This window comes from Streptomyces sp. NBC_00090, assembly GCF_045160815.1.
Taxonomy (GTDB): Bacteria; Actinomycetota; Actinomycetes; order Streptomycetales; family Streptomycetaceae; genus Streptomyces.
The window spans coordinates 3151145-3176634 of sequence record NZ_CP108224.1 but is presented as its reverse complement, the minus strand read 5'-3'; the positions used below and the strand labels follow the sequence as shown (position 1 = coordinate 3176634).

Below are 25490 nucleotides of genomic sequence, written 5' to 3'. Positions count from 1 at the left end.
TCGTGACGTTTGGCCCATCTTTCCACGGGGTGGCTCAGCGGCGCACGGCACATTTCCACGGTCCGTCACCGCTGATCCGCAACAGCCCGGGCCCCGGCACGGGCGCGCCCACCCGCACCTCGCCGATCCCGTTGACCAGCAGCTCCTGCTCCTCGTCGTCGTAGAGCGGATCCTGCGGCGGAGTGTGCTGGTGCACGGTGAACCGGGACTCCCCGCGGTGCACGAAGTCGAGTACCCCGGACGGCCCGTCGTAGATCACCAGATCGTGCGCCAGCCCCTCGACGTGACTGTCGAAACGGCGCGCGTGGGAGAGCGGCAGCACCCGCAGCGTCCAGGGGGCGTCGGCCTCCACCCGCAGGGTCAGCGGCCGGGTGCGCGGGACGAGGGCGACCGTACGGGCACGGACGTCGTCCTCGTACGCGGCGAGCAGATAGCCCTCGGCGCGCCCGTGGGCGTCGCAGGCCTCGATGGTGGTGGAGAGCGAGTGGTACGACTCGATCTCCAGGAGCACCCAGCGTCCCGGCGGCAGCGCCGGGTCGCAGCGCACGGTCTCCTTGCCGCGCCCCTGGTACGAGGCGGGCCGGAACTCCCCGTCGTACGGATCGACCCACGGGACGGGCAGCGGGTCGGTCAGCGGGGCGGCCATCGGCACGTGCGGCGGGACAGGCAGCGGGCGAGGCAGCGGGACAAGCGGGGCGGCGGGCGCCGGCGCGGGCCGCGGCGGTACGTAGCCGGGGCCCGGGATCGGGGGCGGCGGGGGCTCGACCACGATGCCGAACTCGGTCGCGAGCCCGGCGAGCCCGGAGGCGTAACCCCGGCCGGTCGCGCGGAAGCGCCAGCCGCCGCCCTGTCGCCGGAGCTCCCCGCAGACGAAGGCGGTCTCCGTCGTCGCGCCCCCCATCGCGCAGTACGCCACGGAGGTCCCGGCCGCGTCCGTGACCCGCACGTCGAGCTCGGGGACCTGCCCGAAGGCACCCCCGTCGACGGAGGCCGCGATCACGATCCGCCCCACCTCGGGCTCCACCCGCGCGAGGTCCAGCCAGAGCCAGTCCGCGGCCGGGCTGCCCGGCGCCCCGGGGGCCGACTTCCCCAGATGCCGCACCGCCCCCGAGGGGTGCCCCGAGTGGTTGTAGAAGACCAGATCGGCATCCCCGCGGACGCGCTCCCCGGCGCCCAGGAGCAGCGCCGAGACGTCCACGTCCGGCACCCCGTACCCGGTCCGCCAGCTGACCGCGACGTGGAGGGCCTGCGGGGGCACCGCGATGTCGGCACCCCTGGGTATCTGGGTCATGGACGAACTGTGGCACGGGCGGACACGCCGGAGGGGCGGCTCCCCGCAACGGGTCGCCGCCCCTCGGACGTGGCGTACGGGCTCGGCCCTCGGGCTCGGCCGTCAGCCCTTGAGCTCGGCCGCGACGAGCTCCGCGATCTGCACCGCGTTCAGCGCGGCGCCCTTGCGCAGGTTGTCGTTGGAGAGGAAGAGCGCGAGGCCGTTCTCGACCGTCTCGTCCACACGGATGCGGCCGACGTACGAGGCGTCCTTGCCGGCCGCCTGGAGCGGGGTCGGGATCTCGGAGAGCTCGACGCCCTCGGCGTCCTTGAGGAGCTCGTAGGCGCGCTCGACACCGATCGGGCGGTCGAAGCGGACGTTGACCTGGAGCGAGTGGCCCGAGAAGACCGGGACGCGCACGCAGGTGCCGGAGACCTTGAGCTCCGGGATCTCCAGGATCTTGCGGGACTCGTGGCGGAGCTTCTGCTCCTCGTCGGTCTCGAAGGAGCCGTCGTCGACGATCGAACCGGCCAGCGGGACCACGTTGAACGCGATCGGGCGCTTGTAGACGGCGGGCTCGGGGAACTCGACGGCCCCGCCGTCGAAGGCCAGCTGGTCGGCGGTCTCGGCCACGGCACACGCCTGCGTGCGCAGCTCGGCGACGCCGGCCACGCCCGAGCCGGAGACGGCCTGGTAGGTGGTGGCGACGAGCGCGGTCAGGCCGGCCTCCTGGTGGAGGGGCTTGAGGACCGGCATGGCGGCCATCGTGGTGCAGTTCGGGTTGGCGATGATGCCCTTGGGGCGGTCCTTGATCGCGTGCGGGTTGACCTCGGAGACGACCAGCGGGACCTCGGGGTCACGGCGCCAGGCGGAGGAGTTGTCGATCACGACGGCGCCCTGGGAGGCGACCTTCTCGGCGAGGGCCTTGGAGGTGGCGCCACCGGCGGAGAAGAGGACGATGTCCAGGCCGGTGTAGTCGGCGGTGGAGGCGTCCTCGACGGTGACGCCGTCGACGACGGTGCCGGCGGAGCGCGCGGAGGCGAAGAGCCGCAGCTCGTCGAGGGGGAAGTTCCGCTCGGCCAGGATGCTCCGCATGACTGTGCCGACCTGACCGGTGGCTCCGACGATTCCGACCTTCACGGGGACTCCTCCGTACGTATGTGCAGGGTGCTGCCGGTCCATGATGCGTATGTCCCGGGGCGCCTTGTCCAATCCATTGTCCACTGGTCGGGACGTGAAAGGGCGGGCACCGGTTTCGGTGCCCGCCCCCTCACTCATGTGGTGCTTGTGGTGCTCGTGGTGTTACGGGGTGACCGCGCCGATCAGGACGCTGCCGGTGCCCGCGATGGTGCCGCGGGCGTTGACCAGCTGGACCTCGCCGAAGAACTGGCGTCCCTCGGGAGCCGCGCCGGCGACCAGGACCTCGGCCGCGACCGGGGCGGACGCGCCGTTGGCCAGGGTGACCGTCTTCGAGGCGTCGACCTGCACGGTGCCGAGCGCGGACGAGAAGTACACGTCCTTGTAGTCGTACGTGGTGCCGCCCGCGGCGTGGACCGCGTAGCCGTCGATGACGACGGTGTACGTGCCCGCGGCCGGCTTCACGAGGGAGACGGCCTCCTCCGAGTCGCCGTCCGCCGACTGGCCGACCTGCTTGCCGTTCAGGAGAACGGTGAGGTCGAGGTCGGCGGCCTTGTCGGAGGTGTTGCCGATGGCGATGTCGAGCCGCTCCACGCCCTCACCGATGGTGACGGTCTTGGTCTGCTGCTCGTGGTGCTGGATGGTCGGCGTCTCGCTCTTCTGCGAGCCGAGGGTGCCGCCCTTGAGCTTGCCCTCGATGCCCGCGAAGCGGTTCGTGACCGTCCACTGGACCGGGGCCGGGGTGCCGATCTTCGCCTCGGGAACCGTCTGCACGGCCGGGTCGAAGTCGGCGCCGAGCACGGAGACACCCAGGGTGTACGGGTTGTCCAGGTCCGGCGACGTACGGCGGGACTCGACCTCGACCTCCCAGACGCCGGGCGTCGGGTTCGCGTAGGACCGCAGGTCCGGGCGGCAGGTGTTGGCCGGGTTGTAGTGCGGGTAGCACATGGTGGTGGCGGTCGGGTCGACGGCCACGCCGTACGGGTGGATCGCGATGAACCGGGTCTGGCTCTTCTCCTTCAGACCGGCCAGCGAGACCTCCAGCGTCTTGGCGCCCTCGGGCACGGTGACGAAGTAGGACTTGCTGCTGTTGCGCTGCACCGAGCCGGTGGCCGAGAAGCCGTAGCCCGGGGCGACCAGGTCGCTCGCGACGACCGAGGTGGCGAGGATCTGCTTGTCCACGCCCTCGGTGCGCTCGTCGTCGGCCTCCAGGATCACGCTGTGCACGCCGGCGGTGGTCGGCCGGGCCTGGAGCTTGACGGTGACCGGCTTGTTCAGCGGCAGGTCGATCTCGTCGTCGCCGAGGATGCGGAAGGTGCCGTCGTTGTACTTGAGGTCCAGCTCGTGCTCGATGGCACGGTCCGGGCCGCTCGTGCGCGTGACGGTGACGTCGTAGACCTTCTTCTGGCCGACCTTGAGGCCGCCCTCACGGTCGTACACGCCGGTGCCGGTGTGCGGGGCCGGGAAGATCGCGGTGTCGACCGGGGCCTCGACCTTGTAGTCGTGCGCCGTGGCGCCGTCCTTGATCGACTCCCAGGCCTCCTCGATGTCGATGAGGCCAGAGCCCTGCTCGTGCGCCGCGACACCGGGGATGCGCTGCGCGGTGGAGGTCAGCGCGGTCCGCAGGGTGAGCGGGGAGAGCGCGAGGCCCTTCTGCTTCGCGGCCGAGATCAGCAGCGCGCTCGCGCCCGCCGCCTGCGGCGAGGACATCGAGGTGCCGTTGAGCATGCCGTAACCGGCAGGCAGCGTGTAGCCCGACTCGGGGACGCCGGCGCCGGCCTGCCAGGTCGGGATGGTGTTCACGGACGAGCCGGGCGCGGTGATGGTCGGGGTGAAGCCGCCGTCCTCACGCGGGCCGCGCGAGGAGAAGGGGAACATGGCGTACTTCTTCTCGACGGCCGAGCCGTAGTTCGCGGCCCAGGTCTCCTTGGAGACGGCCGCGCCGACCGAGACGACCTTGTCGGCCAGGCCGGGGTCGCCGATCGTGTTGATGCCGGGGCCCGAGTTGCCGGCCGAGATGACCAGCTGGACGCCGTACTGGTCGATCAGGCGGGTGTAGAGGCGCGAGCGGACGTTGTCGCCGTCGTTCTGCGCGGGCAGGCCGCCGATCGACATGTTGACGATGTCGACGCCGCGGTTGACGACGAGGTCCGTCATGCCCTCGGTGAGGGCGGTGTTGGTGCAGCCGCCGGTCCAGGTGCAGGCGCGCGAAGAGACGATCTTCGCGCCGGGGGCGGCGCCGTTCATCTTCCCGCCGAAGAGGCCGTGGGCGGCGGTGATGCCGGCGACGTGCGTGCCGTGGGAGGACTCGACGAGGCCGATGTTGACGAAGTCGCGCTTCTGGCCGACCCAGGTCCCGCCCAGCGGGTCCATCGCGACGTCCTTGCGGACCTCGACGACGAACGGCGTCTTCTCGACGACCTCGGTGGCCGGGTTGTCGGTACCGAAGTAGCCGATCTGGTACCCGTCCTTGTACGGCTTCATCGGCGCGTTGTCCGTGAAGTCGTTGTTCTGGTCGGAGTCCACGCGGACGGTTCCGGCGGCCGGGTCGTACAGCAGGCCGAAGACGTCGGTGGTGTCGCCGTCCCGGTTGATGTCGCCGGCCGGGTCGCCGCCCGCGGTGACCGCCTCGGTGAAGCGGCTGAACTGGTACGAGCCCGCCGGGGCCGTCCAGCTCTGGGTGGAGGCGGTGAAGACCGGGCCGGTGACCGGGGTGATCTGGGCGCGCCAGGTGGCGTCGCCCTCGGTCAGCGGGTCGGTGGCGGTGACCCAGTCGACGATCTTGCGCTCGCCGGTGGTGGTCTTCTGGAGGGCCGGGTGACCGAGGTCGACGCCGGAGTCCAGGATGCCGATGGTCACGCCGCGGCCGTCGGCCTTCGGGTGCTCCTTGACGAAGTCGACCGCGCCCGTCTCGTGCGACGGGTTGTACGGGTTCTTCGCCGGGGTGTTCCTGCCCGGGGCGGGGTACGTCGTGGTGACGGTGGTGCCGTCGACGGCACCCGTCGCCGCGCCCGCGTCCGGGGTCGGGTCGTCCAGGACGATCTCGGCCTGGAGGTCGACCGACTGCACGGAGGAGAGCTTCGTGGCGGCCTTGATGGCGGCCTCGGCCTTCGCGGTCGGCAGCGTCACGCGGACGTAGCCGAGCGCGTCCTGCTGCTTGCCGACCGAGGCGCCGGGGACGGCGTCGAGCTGGTCCGCGACCTGCTCGGTGGCGCCGGGCACGGTGGCGACGAGGACGGTGACGTTCTTCTCGCCGCTCGCCTGGGCCTCGCTGAGCCGCTGGGCGTCGATGGCGCCGAGCTTGTCGGCGGGGTCCGATGCCTTGACCGGGGGAGTGGTCGACGCCGGGGCCTCGGTGGCGAGCACGGGCGCGGCGCCGGTCGCGACGAGCGCGGCGACGAGTCCGGCGGCGGCCGCGATGCGGGCCGCACGTCTGTGCCCGTGCGTCGAGCTGCCGGGTATGGAGCTCCGAGTTTCGGGGGTGGTCATCTACATCCCTGTTTGTGAAAGGAGAGGGTCCGGATTTCGGTGCCGGATGACCGCTCAGCCTTTCGTAAATGACAGGGGTTTGTGGAGAGTTATCCGGGGCCGGGTTGCCGCCGAGGCGTAAACCCGCCAGTGCTCCCGACCCGCCACGCAGGACGAACCCGCCCCAACCGGGGCGAGTTCGCGATCCTGGCGGGTCAGCTCTCCTTCGTACGGGCGTAGTGGCGCGAGGCCTTGGCCCGGTTGCCGCAGATCGCCATCGAGCACCAGCGGCGCGTGCCGTTCCGCGAGGTGTCGAAGAAGTGCAGGATGCACGCCTCGTGGGCGCAGGCCCGGATGCGGTCGGGGGCGGTGCGCAGCAGGTCGAGGTAGTCGCGGGCGGCGGTCCAGCCGGGGCCCCAGGCGGGGTCCGCGAACTCGGCCTCCTCGCCGGGGCCTTCGGCGGTGAGGGTGGCCCGGATGCGGCCGTGGTCGAGGACGGCGTCGACGCGGGCGGTGGCGGCGGGGTCGCCGGGGGAGTCGACGAGGGCGCAGAGCGCGTCCCGGGCGGCGAGGGTGTGGCGCAGGGTGGTGGCGTCGGCGGCGAACCGGCCCTCCAGGCCGTTGGCGGCGAGCCAGACGGCGAGGCCCTCGACGCCGGTGAGCAGGTCCTGGCGGACGCCCTCCTCGTTCCAGCGGGTGTTGAGCAGGTCGAGGGAGACGGGCTCGCCGGTGAGCGGCCGCGGGTCGGTGGCGGTGGTCATGGCGGGCACCCTCCTCGGTGAACTAACCCCTCAAGGTTACGTGAGCGGTTGACGTCCTTCGCGCCTAACCTCTAAAGTTGAATTAAGCGGTTAGCCCGAGGGGGGCCGGCCACTGCGACGAAGGGACAGCCATGTCCGCGATCGGCACACTCGCCACCCACCACGTCGGCCTCAACGTCACCGACCTGGAGCGCTCGCTCGACTTCTACGGATCCGTCCTCGGCTTCGACGTCCTCGGCGAGGGCAAGGAGAAGGAGAGCCGGTACGCCTTCCTCGGCCAGGACGGCCGACTGGTCCTCACCCTCTGGCAGCAGGCGGCGGGCGCCTACGACTCCGGCCGGCCCGGCCTGCACCACCTCGCCTTCGAGGCCGAGTCCATCGAGCACGTCCGCGCCGCCGAGGCCGCGCTCACCGCCCGCGGCACCTCCTTCGCGTACGAGGGCGTCGTCGCCCACCGCGAGGGCGCGGCCTCCGGCGGCATCTTCTTCCACGACCCCGACGGCACCCGCCTGGAAATCTCGGTCCAGACGGGCGCGGAGGAGGCCGAAGCCCCGTCGGCCACGGCCCCCACCTGCGGCTTCTTCTAGTCCCTTCGGCGACCACCCGCACCTCTGGAGGACCTCATGGGCGCCTACCACTCCGGCTCCCTCGCCCTGCAGGACCGCTTCGGCGTCCGCGACCTCGCGGACCACGTGGGCCGCTCCATCACCCCCGGCATCCGCCCCGTCGCCGCCGCCTTCCTGGAAGCCCAGCCGATGCTGGTGATCGGCGCGGCGGACCCCGCGGGCCGGGTCTGGTCGACCCTGCTCACCGGTGCGCCCGGCTTCACCCGCGCCACCGGCCCGCACACCGTCTCCGTCGCCGGAGGCGTCCCCGCCCACGACCCGCTCGCCGGCGCCGTCACCGCCGCGGGCACCCCCGTCGGCACCCTCGCCCTGGACCCCCGCACCCGCCGCCGCATGCGCCTCAACGGCCTCGCGCGGCCCAGCGCGCGCGGCTTCACGATCCAGGCCGAGCAGGTCTTCTCCAACTGCCCGAAGTACCTCCAGAGGCGTGAGCTGTACGGCTCCGACGCTGCCCACGCCTCCGATGCCGGTGCCGCGCGGCACGGCGAGGCGCTCACCCCCGACCAGATGCGCCGCGTCCGCGCCGCCGACACCTTCTTCGTCGCCACCGCCGCGCCCGACGGCGTCGACGCGAGCCACCGGGGCGGCAACCCCGGCTTCGTCCGCGTCGACACGGCCAGGGAGCTCAGCTGGCGGGACTACCCCGGCAACGCGATGTTCCTGACCCTGGGCAACCTGGAGGAGGACGGCCGTGCCGGCCTGCTCTTCCTCGACTGGGAGACCGGGTCGACCCTCCAGCTGAGCGGCCTCGCGCACACCGAGTACGGCCCCGAGGGCCGCGTCACCCGCTTCCGCGTCGACCGCACGGTCGACACCCCGGCCGCCAGCCCCCTGCGCTGGTCCCCGCCGGAGTACTCCCCGGCCAACCCGACGACCCTCTGATCCGGCGACCCCTGACCCGACGACCCTGACCCGAGGACCGCCCGTGCCCACCACCCCGGCCCCCGCGACAACCACCACCACACCCCCCGCGGCAACCGCGCCCGCAACGCCCACCGCCGTCACCACCCGCCCCCGGCCCCCCGCCCGCCCCCGCCCGCGGGTCCTGTTCGGCGGCACCGCAGTCGCCGTCACCGCGCTCCTCCTCCTGGTCGCCGTCGGCACGCTCCTCGGTCAGCCCCTCCTCGTCCCGCCGCTCGCGGCGAGCATGGCGCTGGTGGCGGGCGCCCCGGATCTGCCGCTCTCCCAGCCGCGCTCGGTCATCGGCGGTCAACTGCTCTCCGCGCTCACCGGGTTCGCCGTGCTGGCCGTGGCCGGTCCCGGTCTCTGGGGCGCCGCCGTCGCGGGCGGTCTCGCCCTCGGCGTGATGATGGGCGCCCGCACCCCGCACTCGCCCGCCGCGGCCACGGCCGTGATCGTCGCCCTCCAGTCCCCGCCGTTCTGGTCGTTTCTCGGCCTTCTCGCTCTCGCCTCGCTCCTCCTGGTCGCCGTCGGCCTGGTGGGGGCCCGTGTCACGGGGCGGGCGTATCCCGCGTACTGGTTCTAACCTCTTTTCATGAAGCAGGAGTTGAGGGTGGCGGCGTACGCCGTGTGCGTCCGGGACGGTGAGGTCCTCCTCGCCCGCTGGGTGTCGAGCGACGGCAGCAAGCGGTGGACGCTGCCGGGCGGCGGGATGGACCACGGCGAGGAGCCCGTCGACACCGTCGTCCGCGAGGTCGAGGAGGAGACCGGGTACCTCACCGAACCCACCGCCCTCCTCGGCATCGACTCCATCCGCCGGAGCCGGCTCCGCCGCCTCGGCGGTCCCGGCGACTTCCAGGGCCTGCGGATCATCTACGAGGCGCAGGTCACCGGGGGTGCGCTGCGCAACGAGACCGGTGGCTCCACGGACCTCGCCGCCTGGCATCCGCTCGACACCGTCCCCGACCTGCCCCGCGTCGAACTCGTCGACGTCGGGCTCGACCTGTGGCGGGAGCGGCCCCCGGTCGGCCGCTCCCGGTTCGCCGATCCGTCGATCAGCTGAAAGGCCGAAAACGGCTCAACCACGGGAACCCCCCTCAACCGTCCCGGCGACCCCGCGGTCCTCCCCGCCGACCGCAGTACAGATCGCAGGATCAGGGGAGCCCGCATGTCAGCCGTACGTACCGCCCGCACCGTCGTCGCCGCCACCCTGGTGGCCGGCCTCGCCGCCACCGCCCTCGCCACGCCCGCCCTCGCCGCCCCCGCGTCCGCGCCGGCGAAGAAGGACCACACGGCCACCCAGCAGGCGCTCCAGGCAGCGGTCGACGCCGGCGTGCCCGGGGCCGTCGCCCAGGCCCGCGACGGTCGGACCACCTGGACCGGCACGGCCGGCGAGCGCGGGGGCAAGGACCGTTACCGGGTCGGTTCCATCACCAAGACCTTCGTCGCCACCGTCCTCCTCCAGCTCCAGGCCGAGGACCGCATCGACCTCGACGACCCGGTCGAGAAGTGGCTGCCCGGAGTCGTCCGGGGCAACGGCCACGACGGCCGGAAGATCACCGTCCGTCAGCTGCTCAACCACACCAGCGGCGTCTACAGCGTCACCTCCGACGCCGGTTTCCAGGAGAAGATCTTCGGCCCCGGCTTCCTGGAACACCGCTACGACCGGTGGACCCCGAAGCAGCTCGTCGACATAGCGATGACCCACGCCCCGGACTTCGCCCCCGGCACCGACTGGAACTACTCCAACACCAACTACGTCCTGGCCGGCATGGTGATCGAGAAGGTCACGGGCCGCCCGTACGGCAAGGCGGTCGAGAACCGCATCATCAAGCCGCTCAAGCTCCGCGCCACCAGCGTCCCCGGCACCGACGTGAGGATGCCGAAGCCGAGCTCCCCCGCCTGGTCCAAGCTCTACACCGACCCGAACGCCCAGGTCCACGACGTCAGCAAGCTCAGCCCCACCCTGGCCTACGCGGCCGGCGAGATGATCTCCGACTCCAACGACCTCCAGACCTTCTACCGCGCCCTGCTCAAGGGCAAGCTGCTCCCGAAGGCCGAGCTGCGGGAGATGACCACCACCGTCCCGATCTCCCCCGAACTCCCCGGGGCGGGGTACGGACTCGGGCTCATGAAGCAGAAGCTGAGCTGCGGCAAGGAGGTCTGGGGCCACGGCGGCGGCATCCACGGCTCCTCCTCCGACGCCCAGGTCACCCGCGACGGCAGCCACTCGATCGCCCTGAACTTCAACGCCGACTGGACGGGCGACAGCCAGACCGTCCTGGAGGCCGAGTTCTGCGGCTGATCCCGCATCACGCCGGCCGGGTCAGCGCGGCAGGACGACGACATACGCGCTGGGCTGCCGGTCCGCCGAGGCCATCAGGGCCGTACGGACCACGGTGGCCTGCTGGTCCAGTGCCTCGCGCAGCTTGCGCGGGGTCAGGTGGACGACCGTGATGCCGAGCCGCTCCAGGTGCTCGCGCTTGCGGGTGTACTCGGACCAGAGCGCGTCGTCGTCCTGCCGCGGCGCCCGGGTGTCCAGCTCGACGGCGACCGCCTGGTCCGGCCAGTAGGCGTCCACCCCGCCCAGGTGCGGGCCGCCCGGCAGCCGCAGGTCCACGTTCCACAGCGGGTCCGGCAGCCCGAACTCCCGCACCATCTCGTACAGCCGCTCCTCGGAGAGCGAGCGGCCCTCCACGAGGAGCGCGTCCACGGCGTCCACCACGTGCGGCCGGGTGAGCAGCCGGGCCCGGCTCAACTCCCGTACGACAGAGGCCGGTTCGCAGTGACCGCCGCGGACCGCCTCGGTGAGCAGCCGGCGTACCGTCTCCGCGTCCGAGAGGCCCGCGACCGCGTCGGCGACGGCACGGGCGACCGGGGCGACGGGGAGGCCGGTGAGCTCCACGGGCTCCGGGCTCTCGGGGGCGCGTACCACCCGCACCCAGCCGGTGGAGCGCAGCCGCCGGGTGCGCGGGACCAGGACGTCGATCCGGTCCAGGGCGGTGAGCGGGGGAGCGGAGGAGAAGCGGTGCAGGGTCAGCGCGGCGAGTCCGGTGATCATCGCCTCGGGCCCCTGCGGGGGGACGGCGCCGGCCCGACGGGCGTACAGGAGCGCGGCGTTGAGGCGGTCCTCGCTGGTCGGGAGGCCGGGCTGGAGGAAGAAGACGCCCGGGAGGAGCTGCTGCCAGCCGCCGCCGGGCCGGCAGCGCGCGGCGACCTCGCCGGCGGGGACGCCCTGGGACCTCAACTGGGCGGCGGAAGCCAGTCGTTGGGTGCGTCCGGTGCGGGAGGCGAGGGGGAGGGGGCGGGGGGTGATGGGGGTGTTGTGGTTCATGCCGGGGGTCTTCCGCTTCCGAAGGCTCCCCTAACCTCTGTTACACGCTCGTCGACATTTAGGTACAAGCTCGCCCTAAAGTACGCGCGTTCGAGTGCCGATGAGGGCCGCGAGCCGAAGCGCGCGACGAGGGCGCGAGCCGAAGCGCGCGACGAGGGCGCCGCGCGCCGGGGAACGCGGCGGTGGGCTTCGCGCGCCGAGCACGCGACGAGGGCGCCGCGCGCCCAGGAACGCGACAGTGGGGGCCGCACGCCGAAGCGCGCGACCCCCACCGTCCGTCGGACTATCCGGCCAGGCGGTCGCAGGCCTGCGCGCGCAGTGCCCGCGCCAGGTCGTCCCGTGCCTCCAGGACCAGTCGGCGCAGCGCCGGCGGCGCCGACTCGTGCGCCGTCAGCCAGGCGTCCGCCGAGGCCAGCGTCTCGTCACTGTCCTGGAGCCCCGGGAAGAGGCCCCGCACCACGTCGATGCCGATCTGGATCGACCGCTCGGCCCACAGTCGCTCGATCGCCGCGAAGTACTTCTCCGCGTACGGGGCGATCAGCTCGCGCTGCGAGGGCTGGACGAAGCCGGCGATGGTGGCCTCCACCAGCGCGTTCGACAGGGTGTCCGACTCGACGACCTGCGCCCAGGCCTGTGCCTTGACCGCCGCCGAGGGCCGCGAGGCGAGGCAGCGGACCTGGTGCCGCTTGCCCGACGCCGTGTCGTCCCGGGACAGCTCCGCGCCGATCCGGTCCTCGTCCGCCCGGCCGTGCACGGCCAGCGGGGAGAGCAGCGCCCAGCGCAGCTCCTGGTCGACGTCGAGGCCGTCGATCTTCGCCGTACCGTCGAGCAGCCCCTCCAGGAGCTGGAAGTCGGCGTCCGTGGTGGCCGTGGCCGCGAAGAACCGCGCCCAGGTCAGCTGGTGCTCGCTGCCCGGCTCGGCCACCCGCAGCTCGCGCAGACCGCCCTCGGCGAGCAGTCGCCCGCCCTCCTCGCGCCACTCGGGCGAGGCGTAGAGGGTGACCGCCGACTTCGTCCAGGCGTGCACCATCTGGAGCACGCCGATGTCGGTCTCGCGGCCCGCGAAGGCGAGGGCGACGGAGACGAAGTCCCGGGCGGGCATCAGCCCGTCACGGGTCAGGTTCCACAGCGCCGACCAGCACAGGGCGCGGGCCAGCGGGTCGGTGATGTCGCCGAGGTGCGCGCGCAGGGTGGCGAGCGAGCCCTCGTCGAAGCGGATCTTGCAGTAGGTCAGGTCGTCGTCGTTGACGAGGACCAGGTCGGGCTTCTCCTCGCCCGCCAGCTCCGCGACGACCGTCCGGGCGCCGGTGATGTCGGCCTCCGCGCGCGCGAAGCGCACGAGGTCGCCGTCGGCCGACAGCCGGTAGAGGCCGACCGCCGCCCGGTGCGGGCGCAGCTCCCCGCCCTCCTGGACGACGGCGAGCTCGGTGATCCGGCCCTCGGCGTCGTAGGTGACGGCCGGCGTCAGCGTGTTCACACCGGAGGTCTGGAGCCAGGACTTCGACCAGACCTTCATGTCACGGCCGGAGGTCTCCTCCAGGATCGCGAGGAGGTCGGCCAGGCGCGTGTTCCCGTACGCGTGGCGCTTGAAGTAGCGGCGCGCGCCCTCCAGGAACGCGTCCCGTCCCGCGTAGGCGACGAGCTGCTTCAGCACCGACGCGCCCTTGGCGTACGTGATGCCGTCGAAGTTGAGCTTGGCGGCCTCCAGGTCACGGATGTCGGCCGTGATCGGGTGCGTGGACGGCAGCTGGTCGGCGCGGTACGCCCAGGCCTTGCGGTTGTTGGCGAAGGTCACCCAGCTGTTGGTGAAGCGGGTCGCCTCGGCGTTCACGAAGGAGCCCATGAAGTCCGCGAAGGACTCCTTCAGCCACAGGTCGTCCCACCACACCATGGTGACGAGGTCGCCGAACCACATGTGCGCCATCTCGTGGAGGATGACGTTGGCCCGGCTCTCGTACGCGGCCTGCGTGACCTTGCCCCGGTAGATGTACTCCTCGCGGAAGGTCACCATGCCCGGGTTCTCCATCGCGCCGAGGTTGTACTCGGGGACGAAGGCCTGGTCGTACTTCCCGAAGGGGTACGGGTAGTCGAAGTTGTCGTGGAAGAAGTCGAAGCCCTGCTTGGTGATCAGGAAGACGTCGTCCGCGTCGAAGTGCTTCGCGAGGCTCTTGCGGCACATCGCGCCGAGCGGGATCTCCAGCTCGCCGCGCGTGTAGCTGTCGGTCACGTAGTGGTACGGGCCCGCCACGACACACGTGATGTACGTGGAGATCGGCGCCGTCTCCGCGAACCGCCACACACCCTCGGCGTCCTGCTCCCCGGCGCCGTTCGACCATGCCGTCCACCCCTCGGGCGCGGTCACCGCGAAGCGGTACGGGGCCTTGAGGTCGGGCTGCTCGAAGTTGGCGTACACCCGGCGGGCGTCGGCCGGCTCGTACTGCGTGTAGAGGTAGACCTCGCCGTCCTCCGGGTCGACGAAGCGGTGCATGCCCTCGCCGGTCCGGCTGTAGGCGCACTGCGCGTCCACCACCAGCACGTTCTCGTCGGCGAGGCCGTCGAGCGCGATCCGCGTGCCGTCGAAGACGACCGCCGGGTCCAGGGAGCGGCCGTTGAGGGTGACCGAGTTCACGGAGGGGGCGATCAGGTCGGCGAAGGTCGACTCGCCCGTGCCGGTGCGGCGGAACCGGATCGTCGTCACCGAGCGGAAGGTGCGTACCGCCTCGGCGGAGTCGCCGACCGCCGAGCGCAGGTCGAGGACGACCTCGTACCCGTCGACGGACAGCAGCGCGGCCCGCTCGTGGGCCTCGTCGCGGGACAGATTCTCACCGGGCACGGTCACTCCTTCGTGGCACGTCAAAAACAGCACCGATCCTCCCATGTGCCACTGTCGCCCGGCACACGGGAATGCCTTCGAGTGCCCGTGGCGTTGGCTCCTTTCGGCGCACCACCTTCATCACGGCCGTACCGAGGAGTGACATGTCCGAGAGCAGGACCACCGCCGACTTCTACTTCGACCCGCTGTGCCCGTGGGCCTGGATGACCTCCCGCTGGATGCTGGAGGTGGAGCGCGTGCGCCCGGTCGACGTGCGCTGGAAGGTGATGAGCCTGGCCGTGCTCAACGAGAACCGGCTGGACGAGGTCCCGGCCGAGTACCGGGAGATGCTGGAGACCAAGGCCTGGGGCCCGGTTCGGGTCGTCATCGCCGCCCAGCAGCTGCACGGCGACGAGGTCGTCGGCAAGCTCTACACGGCGCTCGGCAACCGTTTCCACAACAACGGCGAGGGCCCGACCCGTGAGGCGATCGTCGGCGCGCTGACGGACGTCGGTCTGCCCGAGGACCTGGTCGAGTACGCCGACAAGGACACCTACGACGCCGAACTGCGCGCCTCCCACACGGAGGGCATAGAGAAGGTCGGCCAGGACGTCGGCACGCCGGTCGTCGCGGTCCCGGGCCCGGACGGTGACGAGGTCGCCTTCTTCGGTCCGGTCGTCACCCCGACCCCGCGCGGCGAGGCGGCGGCCCGACTGTGGGACGGCACGCTGCTCGTGGCCTCCACGCCGGGCTTCTACGAGATCAAGCGCACCCGGACGGCGGCGCCCAGCTTCGAGTAGGACCCCCGTTCGATCCCCTGAACGGAAGGACCCCCGCGATTCATGTCATCGCGGGGGTCCTTCTTTCGTCCGCCTGCGCCGTGAAGGGTGAGAAGACGATCACGAGCAGGACGACAGGGGCCTTCTCAGGCTCTGATCAGAAGGAGATCAGCGGGACGGAGGCCTTGGCCGCCTGGTAGCGCTTGTTCACGTCCTGCCAGTTGACGACCTGCCACATGGCTTCGACGAAGTCCACCTTCTGGTTCTTGTACTGCAGGTAGAAGGCGTGCTCCCAGGCGTCGAAGACCAGGACGGGGACCGAACCCTGGCCGACGTTGCCCTGGTGGTCGTAGACCTGCTCGACGATGAGCCGGCCGCTGATCGGCTCGTACGCGAGGACGCCCCAGCCGGAGCCCTGGGTGGTCGCGGAGGCCTTCGTCAGCTGGGCCCTGAACTTGGCGAAGGAACCGAAGGACTCGGTGATCGCGTCCGCGAGCTCACCGACGCCGTCGGCGGCCAGCGGCTCGCCACCGCCCCCGTCCTTCGGGCTGTTCATGTTGTTCCAGTAGATGGAGTGGAGGATGTGGCCGGAGAGGTGGAACGCGAGGTTCTTCTCCAGACCGTTGATCGCACCCCACTGGTCCTTGTCGCGGGCCTCCTCCAGCTGCTCCAGGGTGTCGTTCGCGCCCTTGACGTAAGCGGCGTGGTGCTTGTCGTGGTGCAGCTCGATGATCTGCGGATTGATCACCGGCTCCAGCGCCGCGTAGTCGTACGGCAGCTCCGGAAGTGTGTAGATCGCCATGTGCCCGGCCCCTTCGACTGCTCCTGCTTATTGCAACCTATATGCAAGTGCAGGCTAACAGTAGGTGCGGGAGTTGTTGATCAGTCCTTCGCCCTAGGTCTGGGGGGCCAGGCATGGCGAGACCCCCGAACCGGAAGGCGGTTCGGGGGTCTCTCGGTCGGGCGCCGCGGATCAGGAGGCGCGGTCGGCCGCCGCCCTCTGGCGTACGAAGCCGACGGCGGCGAGCAGCAGCGTCAGCCCGCCCGTCCAGTACAGCTGCACGCGCGTGCCCTCCTCGCGGGCCATCAGGACGAAGATCGCCGCCATGCCGGCCAGCGCCACCCAGGTCAGCACCGGGAAGGCCCACATCCGCACGACCAGCTTCTCGGGCGCCTCGCGCTCGGTGCGGCGGCGCAGCACCAGCTGCGAGGCGGCGATGAAGAACCAGACGACGAGGATGATCGCGCCGATGGTGTTGAGCAGCCAGATGAAGATGTCGTCCGGCCGCCAGTAGCTCAGCAGCACACAGGCGAAGCCGAAGACGGAGGAGACGAGGACGGCCGGGCGCGGGACGCCGCCGGAGAGGCGGCCGAGCGCCTTCGGGCCCTGGCCGCGCGCCACGAGCGAACCGGCCATGCGGGAGGCGCCGTAGATGTTGGCGTTCATCGCGGAGAGCAGGGCGACGAGCACGACGACGTTCATGATCTGGCCGGCCGCCGGGATGCCCAGGTGGTCGAGGGCGGCGACGTACGGGCCCTTCTCGACGACTGCCTTGTCGTCCCACGGGACGAGGGTGACGATGACCGCCATCGAGCCGATGTAGAAGAGCGCGATCCGCCACATCGCCGTACGGACGGCCTTGGCGACGCCCTGCACCGGGTGCTCGGACTCGGCGGCGGCGATGGTGACCGTCTCCAGGCCTCCGTACGCGAAGACCGAGGCGAGCAGGCCGACGATCAGCCCCTCGGAGCCGTGCGGGAAGAAGCCGCCGTCACCGGTGAGGTTCGCGGTGCCGGGGGCGTCCGTGCCGGGCAGGAGCCCGGTGATGGCGAGCACGCCGATGCCGAGGAAGAGGACGATCGCGCCGACCTTGAGCGCGGCGAACCAGAACTCGAACTCGCCGAAGTTCTTCACCGCCGCCAGGTTGGTGACGGTGAAGACCACCATGAAGAGCGCGACCCAGGCCCACTCGGGGCTGCCGGGGAACCAGCCGGTCATGATCTTCGCGGCGCCGATGCCCTCCAGGCCGACGGCGACGCAGAGCAGGAACCAGAAGGCCCAGCCCGAGGTGAAGCCCGCCCAGGAGCCGAAGGCCCGCTCGGCGTGGACGGAGAAGGAGCCGGAGGCCGGGTTGGCCGCCGACATCTCGCCGAGCATGCGCATCACGAGCATGACGAGCACACCGGAGATGGCGTAGGCGATCACGATCGAGGGTCCGGCGGCGGCGATGCCGGCGCCGGAGCCGACGAAGAGTCCTGCGCCGATGACGCCACCGAGGGCGATCATCGAGAGGTGGCGCTGCTTCAGGCCGTGTGTGAGGCCCTCGGCGGGTGCGGTCGCGCCGTCCTTGCGGTCGGCCGGCGCGGGCGCGGTGGTCCGAGACATGGGCGAGCCCTGTTCACTAGCTGAGACGGGGAGGGAGCCCACAGTCTGGGCGGGCACACCGCTCACAGGGAACCGATGTCCGCTATACGGGCACGACCCTCACACAAGGTGAAGAATTAGTTTCGGTTCGTACGCATTTCCCGCATCCACGCGACCAGCAGCACCGCCCCGGTCGCCGCCCCCGACCACAGCACCTGCGGACGCGCCTCCTCGTCCGTCAGCATCAGGACCAGCACCGCCGCCATCGCGGCGAGCGCCACCCAGGTCAGCCACGGGAAGCCCCACATCCTCAGCGTCAGCTTCTCGGGCGCCTCGCGCTCGATCCGGCGCCGCAGCCGCAGCTGCGAGACCGCGATCAGGGCCCAGACGAAGAGCAGTACCGCCCCGACCGCGTTCAGCATGTAGAGGAAGACCGAATCCGGCCACTTCAGATTGAGCAGGACGGAGACGAAGCCGAAGGCCACCGAGGCGAGCACCGCCCGCCGGGGCACCCCTCCGGCCGAGACCCGGAGCAGCCCCTTCGGCGCCTCCCCGCGCTCCGCGAGCGAGAACACCATCCGCGAGGAGCCGTACAGGTTCGCGTTGAGCGCCGAGAGCAGCGCCACGAAGACCACCACGTTCATGATCTGGCCCGCCGCCGGCACCCCGATCGAGTCCAGCACCGCCACGTACGGGGACGTGCCCGGCTCCATCGACGTCCACGGCAGCAGCGTCACGATGACCAGCATCGACCCCACGTAGAAGAGGAGGATCCGCCACACCGCGCTGCGCACCGCCCGCGCCACGTTCCGCGCCGGGTCCGCCGACTCCGCCGCCGCGATCGTGACGACCTCCAGGCCGCCGAAGGCGAAGACGACGACGAGGACGCCGGAGATCACGCCCTCCCAGCCGTTCGGCAGGAAACCGCCCTGCCCGGTCAGATTGGCCATCCCCACGGGGTCCGTGTCGGGCAGCCGGCCGAGGATCGCGAGCGTGCCGAGGATCAGGAAGAGGACGATCGCGCCGACCTTGAGCGCGGCGAACCAGAACTCGAACTCGCCGAAGTTCTTCACCGCCGCGAGGTTGGCGAGGGTGAACACGACCATGAAGATCAGCACCCAGCCCCACTGCGGGACCCCCGGCGCCCAGCCGTTCGCGATCCGCGCCGCGCCCGTCGCCTCCACGGCGAGGACGACGACCAGCAGGAACCAGTACAGCCAGCCCACCGAGAAGCCGGCCCACCGCCCGAGCGCCCGCTCGGCGTGCACCGAGAACGCCCCGGAGGCGGGCATCGCCGCCGACATCTCGCCCAGCATCCGCATGACGAGCATCGCGAGCGCGCCCGCGATCAGGTACGAGACCACGATGCCCGGACCGGCGACGGCGATGCCCGCGCCCGAACCGACGAAGAGCCCGGCGCCGATCACCCCGCCGAGCCCGAGCATCGTCAGATGACGCTGCTTCAGGCCATGGGAGAGGGGCTCCGGTTCGGTGACCAGAGGGGACGACGGGGCGTCGCGCATGGTGGGGGACTCGTGCTCTCGGGAAGTTGACGCTTTATGGAGACTCCACAGTCTCTCCGTTGACCTCCGTTTGACGCAAAAGGGACGTCCCTCAGTGAGTTGCTAGTGACAAGGGTCACGTGGCGCGATGTGTGGAAGATGCATGGGATCCGTCCTTTGTCAGAACCCCATGAAGTGCCGTGCTCGCGCTTTGTCGGCGGCTGACGGTGATCGGGCGCTCACTCCTGGCATAGCGTCAACCTGTCCCTCCCACCCTCACCCTCGCGGAGTACCGATGAGCACCGCCGCCGCCCCCGTCCGTTCCCTCCGTGCGGGCATCGTCCTCGCCGACCTGATCCCGGCCGGCCGCGTCCGGGACATCGCCCTGGTCGTCGGCGGCGCCGCCCTGACCGGTCTCGCCGCGCAGATCTCCGTCCCGGTCCCCGGCTCCCCGGTCCCGGTCTCCGGCCAGACCTTCGCCGCGCTGCTCGTCGGCACCGCCCTCGGCGCCCGCCGCGGCTTCCTGGCCCTCGCCGTGTACGCGGTGGCGGGGATGGCGGGCGTGCCGTGGTTCGCGCAGGCCACCTCCGGCTACGGCATGCCGTCCTTCGGTTACATCCTCGGCATGCTCCTCGCCGCGACCGTCGTCGGCGCCCTCGCCCGCCGCGGCGCCGACCGCTCGGTGCTCCGCACGGCCGGTGCGATGGCCCTCGGCTCCGCGATCATCTACGCGGTCGGCGTGCCCTACCTGGCGCTCGCCACCGGCATGAGCTTCGGCCAGGCCGTCGCCGCGGGCCTCACCCCGTTCCTGATCGGCGACGCGCTCAAGGCGGCGCTCGCCATGGGCGCCCTGCCGGCCGCCTGGAAGCTCGTCGGCCGCAAGGGCTGAGCACCCCGCGGTACGCGAGAGGGCCCGCCGTTCCCCGGGGAACGGCGGGCCCTCTCGTACGCGTACGGACCACATGCGGACCGCGACTGCGTACGCGCTACATACGGGCTACAGGCGCGCGGAGGCCTTCGCCATCCGCTCCCGGACCAGCGCGATCGCGATCACGAGCGCGGCCACGAGCAGCGAGAGCACGACCTGCTCCCGGGCGCTGCCGCCGTCGTACAGCATGTAGCCGAGGACGAAGACGATCATGGCGATCGTCGCCCAGGTCAGGTACGGGAAGAGCCACATCTTCACGACCAGCTTCTCCGGCGTCTCGCGCAGGATGATGCCGCGCATCTTCAGCTGGGTCACGCAGATGACCAGCCAGACGAAGAGCGCGACCGCGCCGGAGGAGTTCAGCAGGAAGGCGAAGACGGTGTCCGGCCACTTGTAGTTGAAGAAGACCGCGACGAAGCCGAAGACGACCGAGCCGAGGATCGCGGCCGTCGGCACGCCCCGCTTGTTGACCTTGGCGAAGGCCTTCGGCGCGTCGCCGCGCTGGCCGAGCGAGAAGGCCATGCGGGAAGCGGTGTAGAGACCCGAGTTCAGGCAGGACAGGACGGCCGTCAGGACGATCACGTTCATGATCTGGCCGGCGTGCGCGATGCCGATGGAGTCGAGGGCGGCGACGTACGAGCCCTTCTCGACGATCGACTTGTCGTTCCACGGCAGCAGGGTCAGGACGATGAAGATCGAGCCCAGGTAGAAGACGCCGATCCGCCAGATCACGCTGTTGGTGGCCTTGGTGACCGCCTTCTGCGGGTCCTCGGACTCGCCGGCGGCCAGGGTGACGATCTCGCTGCCCATGAAGGAGAAGACGACCATCAGCACACCGGTGAGGACCGCGCCCGCGCCCATCGGGAAGAAGCCCCCGCTGTCGGTGAGGTGCGCGAATCCCGCGCCCGGGTTGTCCGAGCCCGGCAGCACGCCGAAGACCGCGAGCATGCCGATGACGACGAAGGCGGCGATGGCGACGACCTTGATGCCGGCGAACCAGAACTCGAACTCGCCGTACGAGGCGACCGAGCCGAGGTTGGTGGCGGTGAGCACCACCATCACGATGAGCGCCCAGCCCCACTGCGGTACGGCCGGGATCCAGCTCTCCAGGATCTTGGCGCCCGCGGTGGCCTCGACGGCGAGGACGACGACCCAGAAGAACCAGTACAGCCAGCCGATGCTGAAGCCGGCCCAGCGGCCGAGGGCCCGGTCCGCGTAGGCGGAGAAGGAGCCGGAGGACGGCCGGGCGGCGGCCATCTCGCCGAGCATCCGCATCACGAAGACGACCATGGCGCCGACGAGGAAGTAGGACAGCAGGATCGCGGGGCCGGCAGCGGCGATGCCGGAGCCGGAGCCGACGAAGAGGCCGGCGCCGATGACACCGCCGATGGCGATCATCGAGAGGTGTCGGTTCTTGAGACCGGCCTTGAGGCCGTCGGAGGAGTGCGGTGCCCCGGGGGTACCGGTCTCCTCGCCGTCCTTCGTCAGGGTCGGTTGCGTGTTCATGAACGCTTCCTTGCGTGTGGGGGGCGCTCGGATCGCGAGCCTGAGCATTGAACCTTGTGAAGGGGGGTGATCGGAAGACCTCATTCCGGATCGTTGCGTGGACCACTTCGCGAGAGGCGAAGGTCCATACCAGGTCGGGTGAAGGTCCCGACCCCGCTGCCTGCTACCCGGCGCCCGACATGCCACACTCGGCTTCATGCGCGTCTACATCGGTTCCGACCACGCCGGCTACGAACTCAAGAACCACCTCGTCGAGTGGCTCACCGCTCACGGCCACGAGCCCGTCGACTGCGGTCCCCACATCTACGACGCCCTCGACGACTACCCGCCGTTCTGCCTGCGCGCCGCCGAGAAGACGGCCGCGGACGCGGACAGCCTGGGCATCGTCATCGGCGGCTCCGGCAACGGCGAGCAGATCGCCGCGAACAAGGTGAAGGGGGTGCGCGCCGCCCTCGCCTGGAGCGAGCAGACCGCCGCCCTCGGCCGCGAGCACAACAACGCCAACGTGATCTCCGTCGGCGGTCGGATGCACACCCGGGAAGAGGCGACCAAGTTCGTCGAGATCTTCCTGAACACGCCGTACTCGGGTGACGAGCGCCACACCCGCCGGATCGACATGCTCACCGCGTACGAGACCACCGGCGAGCTCCCCCCGATCCCGGCGCACCACCCGCAGGAGCCCACCGCCTGATGCCCGAAGGGCACACCATCCACCGGCTGGCCGCCGACCACCGCGAGCGGTTCGGCGGCCGGCCCGTGCGCGTCTCCAGCCCCCAGGGCAAGTTCGCCGACTCGGCGGCCCTGCTCGACGGAGCGACCCTGGAGACCGCCGAGGCCCACGGCAAGCACCTCTTCCTGGGCTTCCCCCGCGACGAGTGGATCCACATCCACCTCGGCCTCTTCGGCAAGGTGAACTTCGGGGACACCGCCGACGCCCCGGCCCCGCCGCCCACCGACACCGTCCGGCTGCGGCTCGCCGCCCCCGACGCGTACGTCGACCTCCGCGGCCCGACGACCTGCGCGCTCGTCACGGACGCCGAGAAGCAGGCGATACACGACCGCCTCGGCCCCGACCCGCTCCGCACCGGCGACGACCCCGACAAGGCCTGGCGCCGGATCTCGAAGTCCCGCACCACCGTCGCCGCCCTGCTCATGGACCAGAAGGTCATCGCCGGCGTCGGCAACGTCTACCGCGCCGAGGTCCTCTTCCGGCACGGCATCGACCCCTACCGCGCGGGCAGGGACCTGACGCGGCGCGAGTGGGACGCGATGTGGACGGACCTGATCGGCCTGATGCGCGAAGGCGTCCGCCTCAACCGCATCGACACCGTCCGCCCCGAGCACACCCCCGAGGCGATGGGCCGCCCGCCGCGCGTCGACGACCACGGCGGCGAGGTGTACGTCTACCGCCGGTCCCACCAGCCCTGCCACATCTGCGGAGGCGAGATCCGCACCGCCGACCTCGCCGCCCGCAACCTCTTCTGGTGCCCGGGCTGCCAAAGCTCGTAGGACTGGGTGCGGGTTCTAGAACCCGTGCGGCAGCCAAGGCGCGAGGGCCGACCCGAAGGCCACCGACGCCTCCACCAGCGCCCCCTCGCGCAACTCCCGCACCCGCCCGGCCGAGGCCAACGCCGCCAGCGACGTCCCGCCCAGATACGCCGCGCCCAACTCCCCTACGGACAGCGCGAGGTCAGGCGCCTCCCCGGTCCGCACGCAGGTGGCCCCCTTCGCGTCACCCGTGAGCCGCCAACGCCCCTCGTTCCACGGGCAGAACGCGTCCTCGACCTCGAACACCACGTCCACCGGCGCCTGGTACGTCCGCGCCTCCAGCGCGGCGCCCACGTCCACGAGCCGGACGAACAGCGCCTCCCGCGCCGTCGGCTCACACCGCCGCACGTCCGACACGAGGTGTCGCCACGCGCCGTCCACCGGGCTGCTGTGGATCCGTACCGTCGACGTCAGGTCCACCGAGCACAGGAACCGCCACAGCGCCGCCTCCGCCGTCGGGTCGAGCGCGAGCAGCTGCTGCACCCCCACGGAACCGTCCGCCCCCGCGGACGACCAGTTCGGCTTGATCGCGTAGTGCGCGAAGCCCACGACCTCCCCGTCCCGCTCCGCCAGCACGCACAGCCGCGGCGAGGCGCCCTCACGCTCCGACTCCGGGTCGAGCAGCGGCAGCCGCTCCCAGCCGGGCCCCCGGGCCACCATTCCCGGCCGCAGCGGCACCAGCCGGGCGTACACCTCCTCGCAGAGCGCCGACGACTCCGTGAGGTCGGCCTGCCGCAGCGTCACCCCGTCCGTGCCGTCCGGCACCGAGAGCCGCACCCGGTTCGTGTCGATCGTCGCGCGCTCGGCCCACGTCCCGGCGCCGTAACCGAACCGCCCGTAGATCACCGGCTCGGAGGCCGTGAGCACGGCCAGCGGCTCACCTGCCGCCCGTACGTCGTCGAGCTGCCGCCGCATCATCGACGTGAGGATCCCGCGCCGCCGGTGCGTGCCCGCCACGCTCACCATCGTCACGCCGGCCGCCGGTACGAGTGCCCCGCCCGGCACCGCCAGCCGGAACGAGAACGCGCCCGCCGTCCCCACGCACAGGTCCCCGTCCCAGGCGCCGAGCGACCGCTCGCACTCCGTCAGGTCCCGCCACAGGGCGCGCGCGTCCGGCGGCTCGTGAAGGCCCCCGAACGCGACCTCCAGAACCCCGAACCAGCGGTCCCAGTCGGAAGGGTCGAGCACGCGCAATTCAGTAGTCATATGCCATCGATATCAGCGGCGCGCGCCCGGGGCGACCCGATTTCACGCACATTGTCACCGGGGTACCCCTGCGCGATGTCGGACGGGGTGGATAGGGTCCAGCCCAATGGGACACCCCGGCGGAGTGAACACGTACGCGGCCCGGACGCGCAGGCGCGCGCGCCGGGCCCGCATCGCGCTGCGCAAGTCCGGCGTCGACTACTTCCGCGGGGACGGCTCCGACTGGCTCGCCTTCGCCGGACTCCTCCTGATGATTCCGGCGATCGCCTGCGGCACCCTCCTCGACCCGGTCTGGTGCGCGCCCACCGTGCTCGTCCTGCCCATCGTGGCCGGCGGACTGCTGCTGCGCCCCGCCAGCCTGCTCGGCCTGTACGCGGCCGCCGCCGGCGCCCTCATCGTCGAATCCATCGTCCTCGGCCCGTACACCCAGGGCCCCGCCCGGGTCACCCCCGGCACCGTCCTCGTCGTCGCCGCCTGCGGCCTCTTCGGACTCCTCATCGCCCAGTTCCGCGCCCGCGTCGGAGTGCCCTGGCGGCGCGGCGGCACCATGCTCTTCGACCTGCGCGAACGGATCCGCGTCCAGAGCGCCCTGCCCCGGCTCCCGCAGGGCTGGCACCGCGAGATGGCGCTCCGGCCGGCCGGCGGACAGTCCTTCTCCGGCGACTTCGTCGTCGCCGCCCGCACCCACGGCGGCCGCACCCTGGAGGTCGTCCTCACCGACGTCTCCGGCAAGGGCATGGACGCGGCCTCCCGCTCCCTGCTGCTCTCCGGCGCCTTCGGCGGGCTCCTCGGCTCGCTCCCGCCGCACGGCTTCCTCACCGCCGCCAACGGCTATCTGCTGCGCCAGAACTGGGACGAGGGCTTCGCCACCTCCATCCACCTCGTCCTCGACCTGGACTCCGGCGACTACGAACTCTTCTCCGCCGGCCACCTCCCCGCGCTCCAGCTCCACGCGGGCAGCGGCCGCTGGGAGGAGAAGGCCGCCGAGGGCCCCCTCCTCGGCGTCTACGACGGCGCGGAGTTCCACCCGGTCAAGGGCTCGCTGCACCCCGGCGACGTCCTCATGCTCTTCACCGACGGCCTCGTCGAGGCCGCCGACCGGGACATCGCCGAGGGCATCGACCGCCTCACCGGCGAGGCCGACCGCTGCGTGGCCGAGGGCTTCGACGGCGTCGCCTGGCACCTGATCGAGGCCGTCGCCAAGGACGTCAACGACGACCGGGCGCTGCTCCTGATCTCCCGCTCCGTCTGACCGGCCGCCCTCCGCGGGACGTGATCTTCTCCACGACGATTCGTCACCCGGCAGCGGGGGCAGGGGGGTTGGTGGCACGATGGAGGCAGCGGGGGG

21 protein-coding genes are annotated in these 25490 nt (G+C 71.5%); 10 read left to right on the top strand and 11 right to left on the bottom strand.

Annotated features, from left to right (window positions below; genetic code table 11):
• Positions 1 to 34: 34 nt before the first annotated feature.
• The 4 genes from OG361_RS13950 to OG361_RS13935 form a co-directional block, all read right to left on the bottom strand.
• Positions 35 to 1291, bottom strand: coding sequence for a TerD family protein (locus tag OG361_RS13950; RefSeq protein ID WP_405853607.1), 1257 nt, complete (start codon positions 1289 to 1291; stop codon positions 35 to 37).
• Between the two features lie 102 nt (positions 1292 to 1393).
• Complete coding sequence (locus OG361_RS13945; protein WP_384558504.1) at positions 1394 to 2410, bottom strand: aspartate-semialdehyde dehydrogenase; 1017 nt, start codon at positions 2408 to 2410, stop codon at positions 1394 to 1396.
• Positions 2411 to 2572: 162 nt separating this feature from the next.
• Entirely contained in the window at positions 2573 to 5896 is a 3324-nt protein-coding gene (locus OG361_RS13940; protein WP_405853606.1) for a S8 family serine peptidase, read from the bottom strand.
• Positions 5897 to 6090: 194 nt separating this feature from the next.
• Positions 6091 to 6636, bottom strand: a complete 546-nt coding sequence (locus OG361_RS13935) for a CGNR zinc finger domain-containing protein (protein ID WP_384558511.1) — start codon at positions 6634 to 6636, stop codon at positions 6091 to 6093.
• A gap of 131 nt (positions 6637 to 6767) precedes the next feature.
• Between OG361_RS13935 and OG361_RS13930 the strand changes: the two genes are divergently transcribed.
• The 5 genes from OG361_RS13930 (at position 6768) to OG361_RS13910 (ending at position 10467) form a co-directional block, all read left to right on the top strand.
• Entirely contained in the window at positions 6768 to 7223 is a 456-nt protein-coding gene (locus tag OG361_RS13930) for a VOC family protein (RefSeq protein WP_405853605.1), read from the top strand.
• A 36-nt stretch (positions 7224 to 7259) separates the two neighbouring features.
• Positions 7260 to 8144 carry a pyridoxamine 5'-phosphate oxidase family protein gene (locus OG361_RS13925; protein ID WP_405853604.1) on the top strand — a complete coding sequence of 295 codons (885 nt, stop codon included), beginning with the start codon at positions 7260 to 7262 and terminating at the stop codon, positions 8142 to 8144.
• A 43-nt stretch (positions 8145 to 8187) separates the two neighbouring features.
• Complete coding sequence (locus OG361_RS13920) at positions 8188 to 8748, top strand: HPP family protein (RefSeq protein WP_405853603.1); 561 nt, start codon at positions 8188 to 8190, stop codon at positions 8746 to 8748.
• 9 nt (positions 8749 to 8757) lie between these two features.
• Positions 8758 to 9225: an NUDIX hydrolase gene (locus OG361_RS13915; RefSeq protein ID WP_405853602.1), complete on the top strand. Its 468-nt coding sequence runs from the start codon at positions 8758 to 8760 to the stop codon at positions 9223 to 9225.
• 105 nt (positions 9226 to 9330) lie between these two features.
• Entirely contained in the window at positions 9331 to 10467 is a 1137-nt protein-coding gene (locus OG361_RS13910; protein ID WP_405853601.1) for a serine hydrolase domain-containing protein, read from the top strand.
• A 21-nt stretch (positions 10468 to 10488) separates the two neighbouring features.
• On the opposite strand, the gene OG361_RS13905 is transcribed toward OG361_RS13910, so the two are convergent.
• Positions 10489 to 11496, bottom strand: a complete 1008-nt coding sequence (locus OG361_RS13905; protein ID WP_405853600.1) for a hypothetical protein — start codon at positions 11494 to 11496, stop codon at positions 10489 to 10491.
• A 283-nt stretch (positions 11497 to 11779) separates the two neighbouring features.
• A complete protein-coding gene (pepN, locus tag OG361_RS13900) occupies positions 11780 to 14329 on the bottom strand; it encodes an aminopeptidase N (RefSeq protein WP_405853599.1) in 2550 nt (849 codons plus the stop codon).
• A gap of 143 nt (positions 14330 to 14472) precedes the next feature.
• Between pepN and OG361_RS13895 the strand changes: the two genes are divergently transcribed.
• Complete coding sequence (locus OG361_RS13895) at positions 14473 to 15108, top strand: DsbA family protein (protein ID WP_405853598.1); 636 nt, start codon at positions 14473 to 14475, stop codon at positions 15106 to 15108.
• Between the two features lie 136 nt (positions 15109 to 15244).
• Here the strand turns inward: OG361_RS13895 and OG361_RS13890 are convergent, their stop codons facing one another.
• From OG361_RS13890 to OG361_RS13880, 3 genes are all read right to left on the bottom strand, one after another.
• Positions 15245 to 15889, bottom strand: a complete 645-nt coding sequence (locus OG361_RS13890; RefSeq protein ID WP_405853597.1) for a superoxide dismutase — start codon at positions 15887 to 15889, stop codon at positions 15245 to 15247.
• Positions 15890 to 16060: 171 nt separating this feature from the next.
• Positions 16061 to 17473 carry an amino acid permease gene (locus tag OG361_RS13885; RefSeq protein WP_405853596.1) on the bottom strand — a complete coding sequence of 471 codons (1413 nt, stop codon included), beginning with the start codon at positions 17471 to 17473 and terminating at the stop codon, positions 16061 to 16063.
• A 116-nt stretch (positions 17474 to 17589) separates the two neighbouring features.
• Entirely contained in the window at positions 17590 to 18975 is a 1386-nt protein-coding gene (locus OG361_RS13880) for an amino acid permease (protein ID WP_405853595.1), read from the bottom strand.
• A gap of 274 nt (positions 18976 to 19249) precedes the next feature.
• On the opposite strand from OG361_RS13880, the gene OG361_RS13875 reads away from it, so the two are divergent.
• The gene (locus OG361_RS13875) at positions 19250 to 19843 is read left to right on the top strand and encodes a biotin transporter BioY (RefSeq protein WP_405853594.1); all 594 of its coding nucleotides are present in this window, start codon (positions 19250 to 19252) and stop codon (positions 19841 to 19843) included.
• 108 nt (positions 19844 to 19951) lie between these two features.
• Here OG361_RS13875 and OG361_RS13870 read toward each other — a convergent pair whose 3' ends face one another.
• Positions 19952 to 21388: an amino acid permease gene (locus tag OG361_RS13870; RefSeq protein ID WP_384558547.1), complete on the bottom strand. Its 1437-nt coding sequence runs from the start codon at positions 21386 to 21388 to the stop codon at positions 19952 to 19954.
• A gap of 196 nt (positions 21389 to 21584) precedes the next feature.
• Between OG361_RS13870 and OG361_RS13865 the strand changes: the two genes are divergently transcribed.
• Both OG361_RS13865 and OG361_RS13860 read left to right on the top strand, forming a co-directional pair.
• Positions 21585 to 22079: a ribose-5-phosphate isomerase gene (locus OG361_RS13865; protein ID WP_073807410.1), complete on the top strand. Its 495-nt coding sequence runs from the start codon at positions 21585 to 21587 to the stop codon at positions 22077 to 22079.
• Positions 22079 to 22897 carry an Fpg/Nei family DNA glycosylase gene (locus tag OG361_RS13860; protein WP_405853593.1) on the top strand — a complete coding sequence of 273 codons (819 nt, stop codon included), beginning with the start codon at positions 22079 to 22081 and terminating at the stop codon, positions 22895 to 22897. The genes OG361_RS13865 and OG361_RS13860 overlap by 1 nt, the downstream gene beginning before the upstream one ends.
• Positions 22898 to 22912: 15 nt before the next feature.
• Here the strand turns inward: OG361_RS13860 and OG361_RS13855 are convergent, their stop codons facing one another.
• Complete coding sequence (locus tag OG361_RS13855; RefSeq protein WP_405853592.1) at positions 22913 to 24142, bottom strand: GNAT family N-acetyltransferase; 1230 nt, start codon at positions 24140 to 24142, stop codon at positions 22913 to 22915.
• A gap of 106 nt (positions 24143 to 24248) precedes the next feature.
• On the opposite strand from OG361_RS13855, the gene OG361_RS13850 reads away from it, so the two are divergent.
• Positions 24249 to 25394 (top strand): PP2C family protein-serine/threonine phosphatase, encoded by a 1146-nt coding sequence (locus OG361_RS13850; RefSeq protein WP_405853591.1) that lies wholly within the window; start codon positions 24249 to 24251, stop codon positions 25392 to 25394.
• Positions 25395 to 25490: the final 96 nt, after the last annotated feature.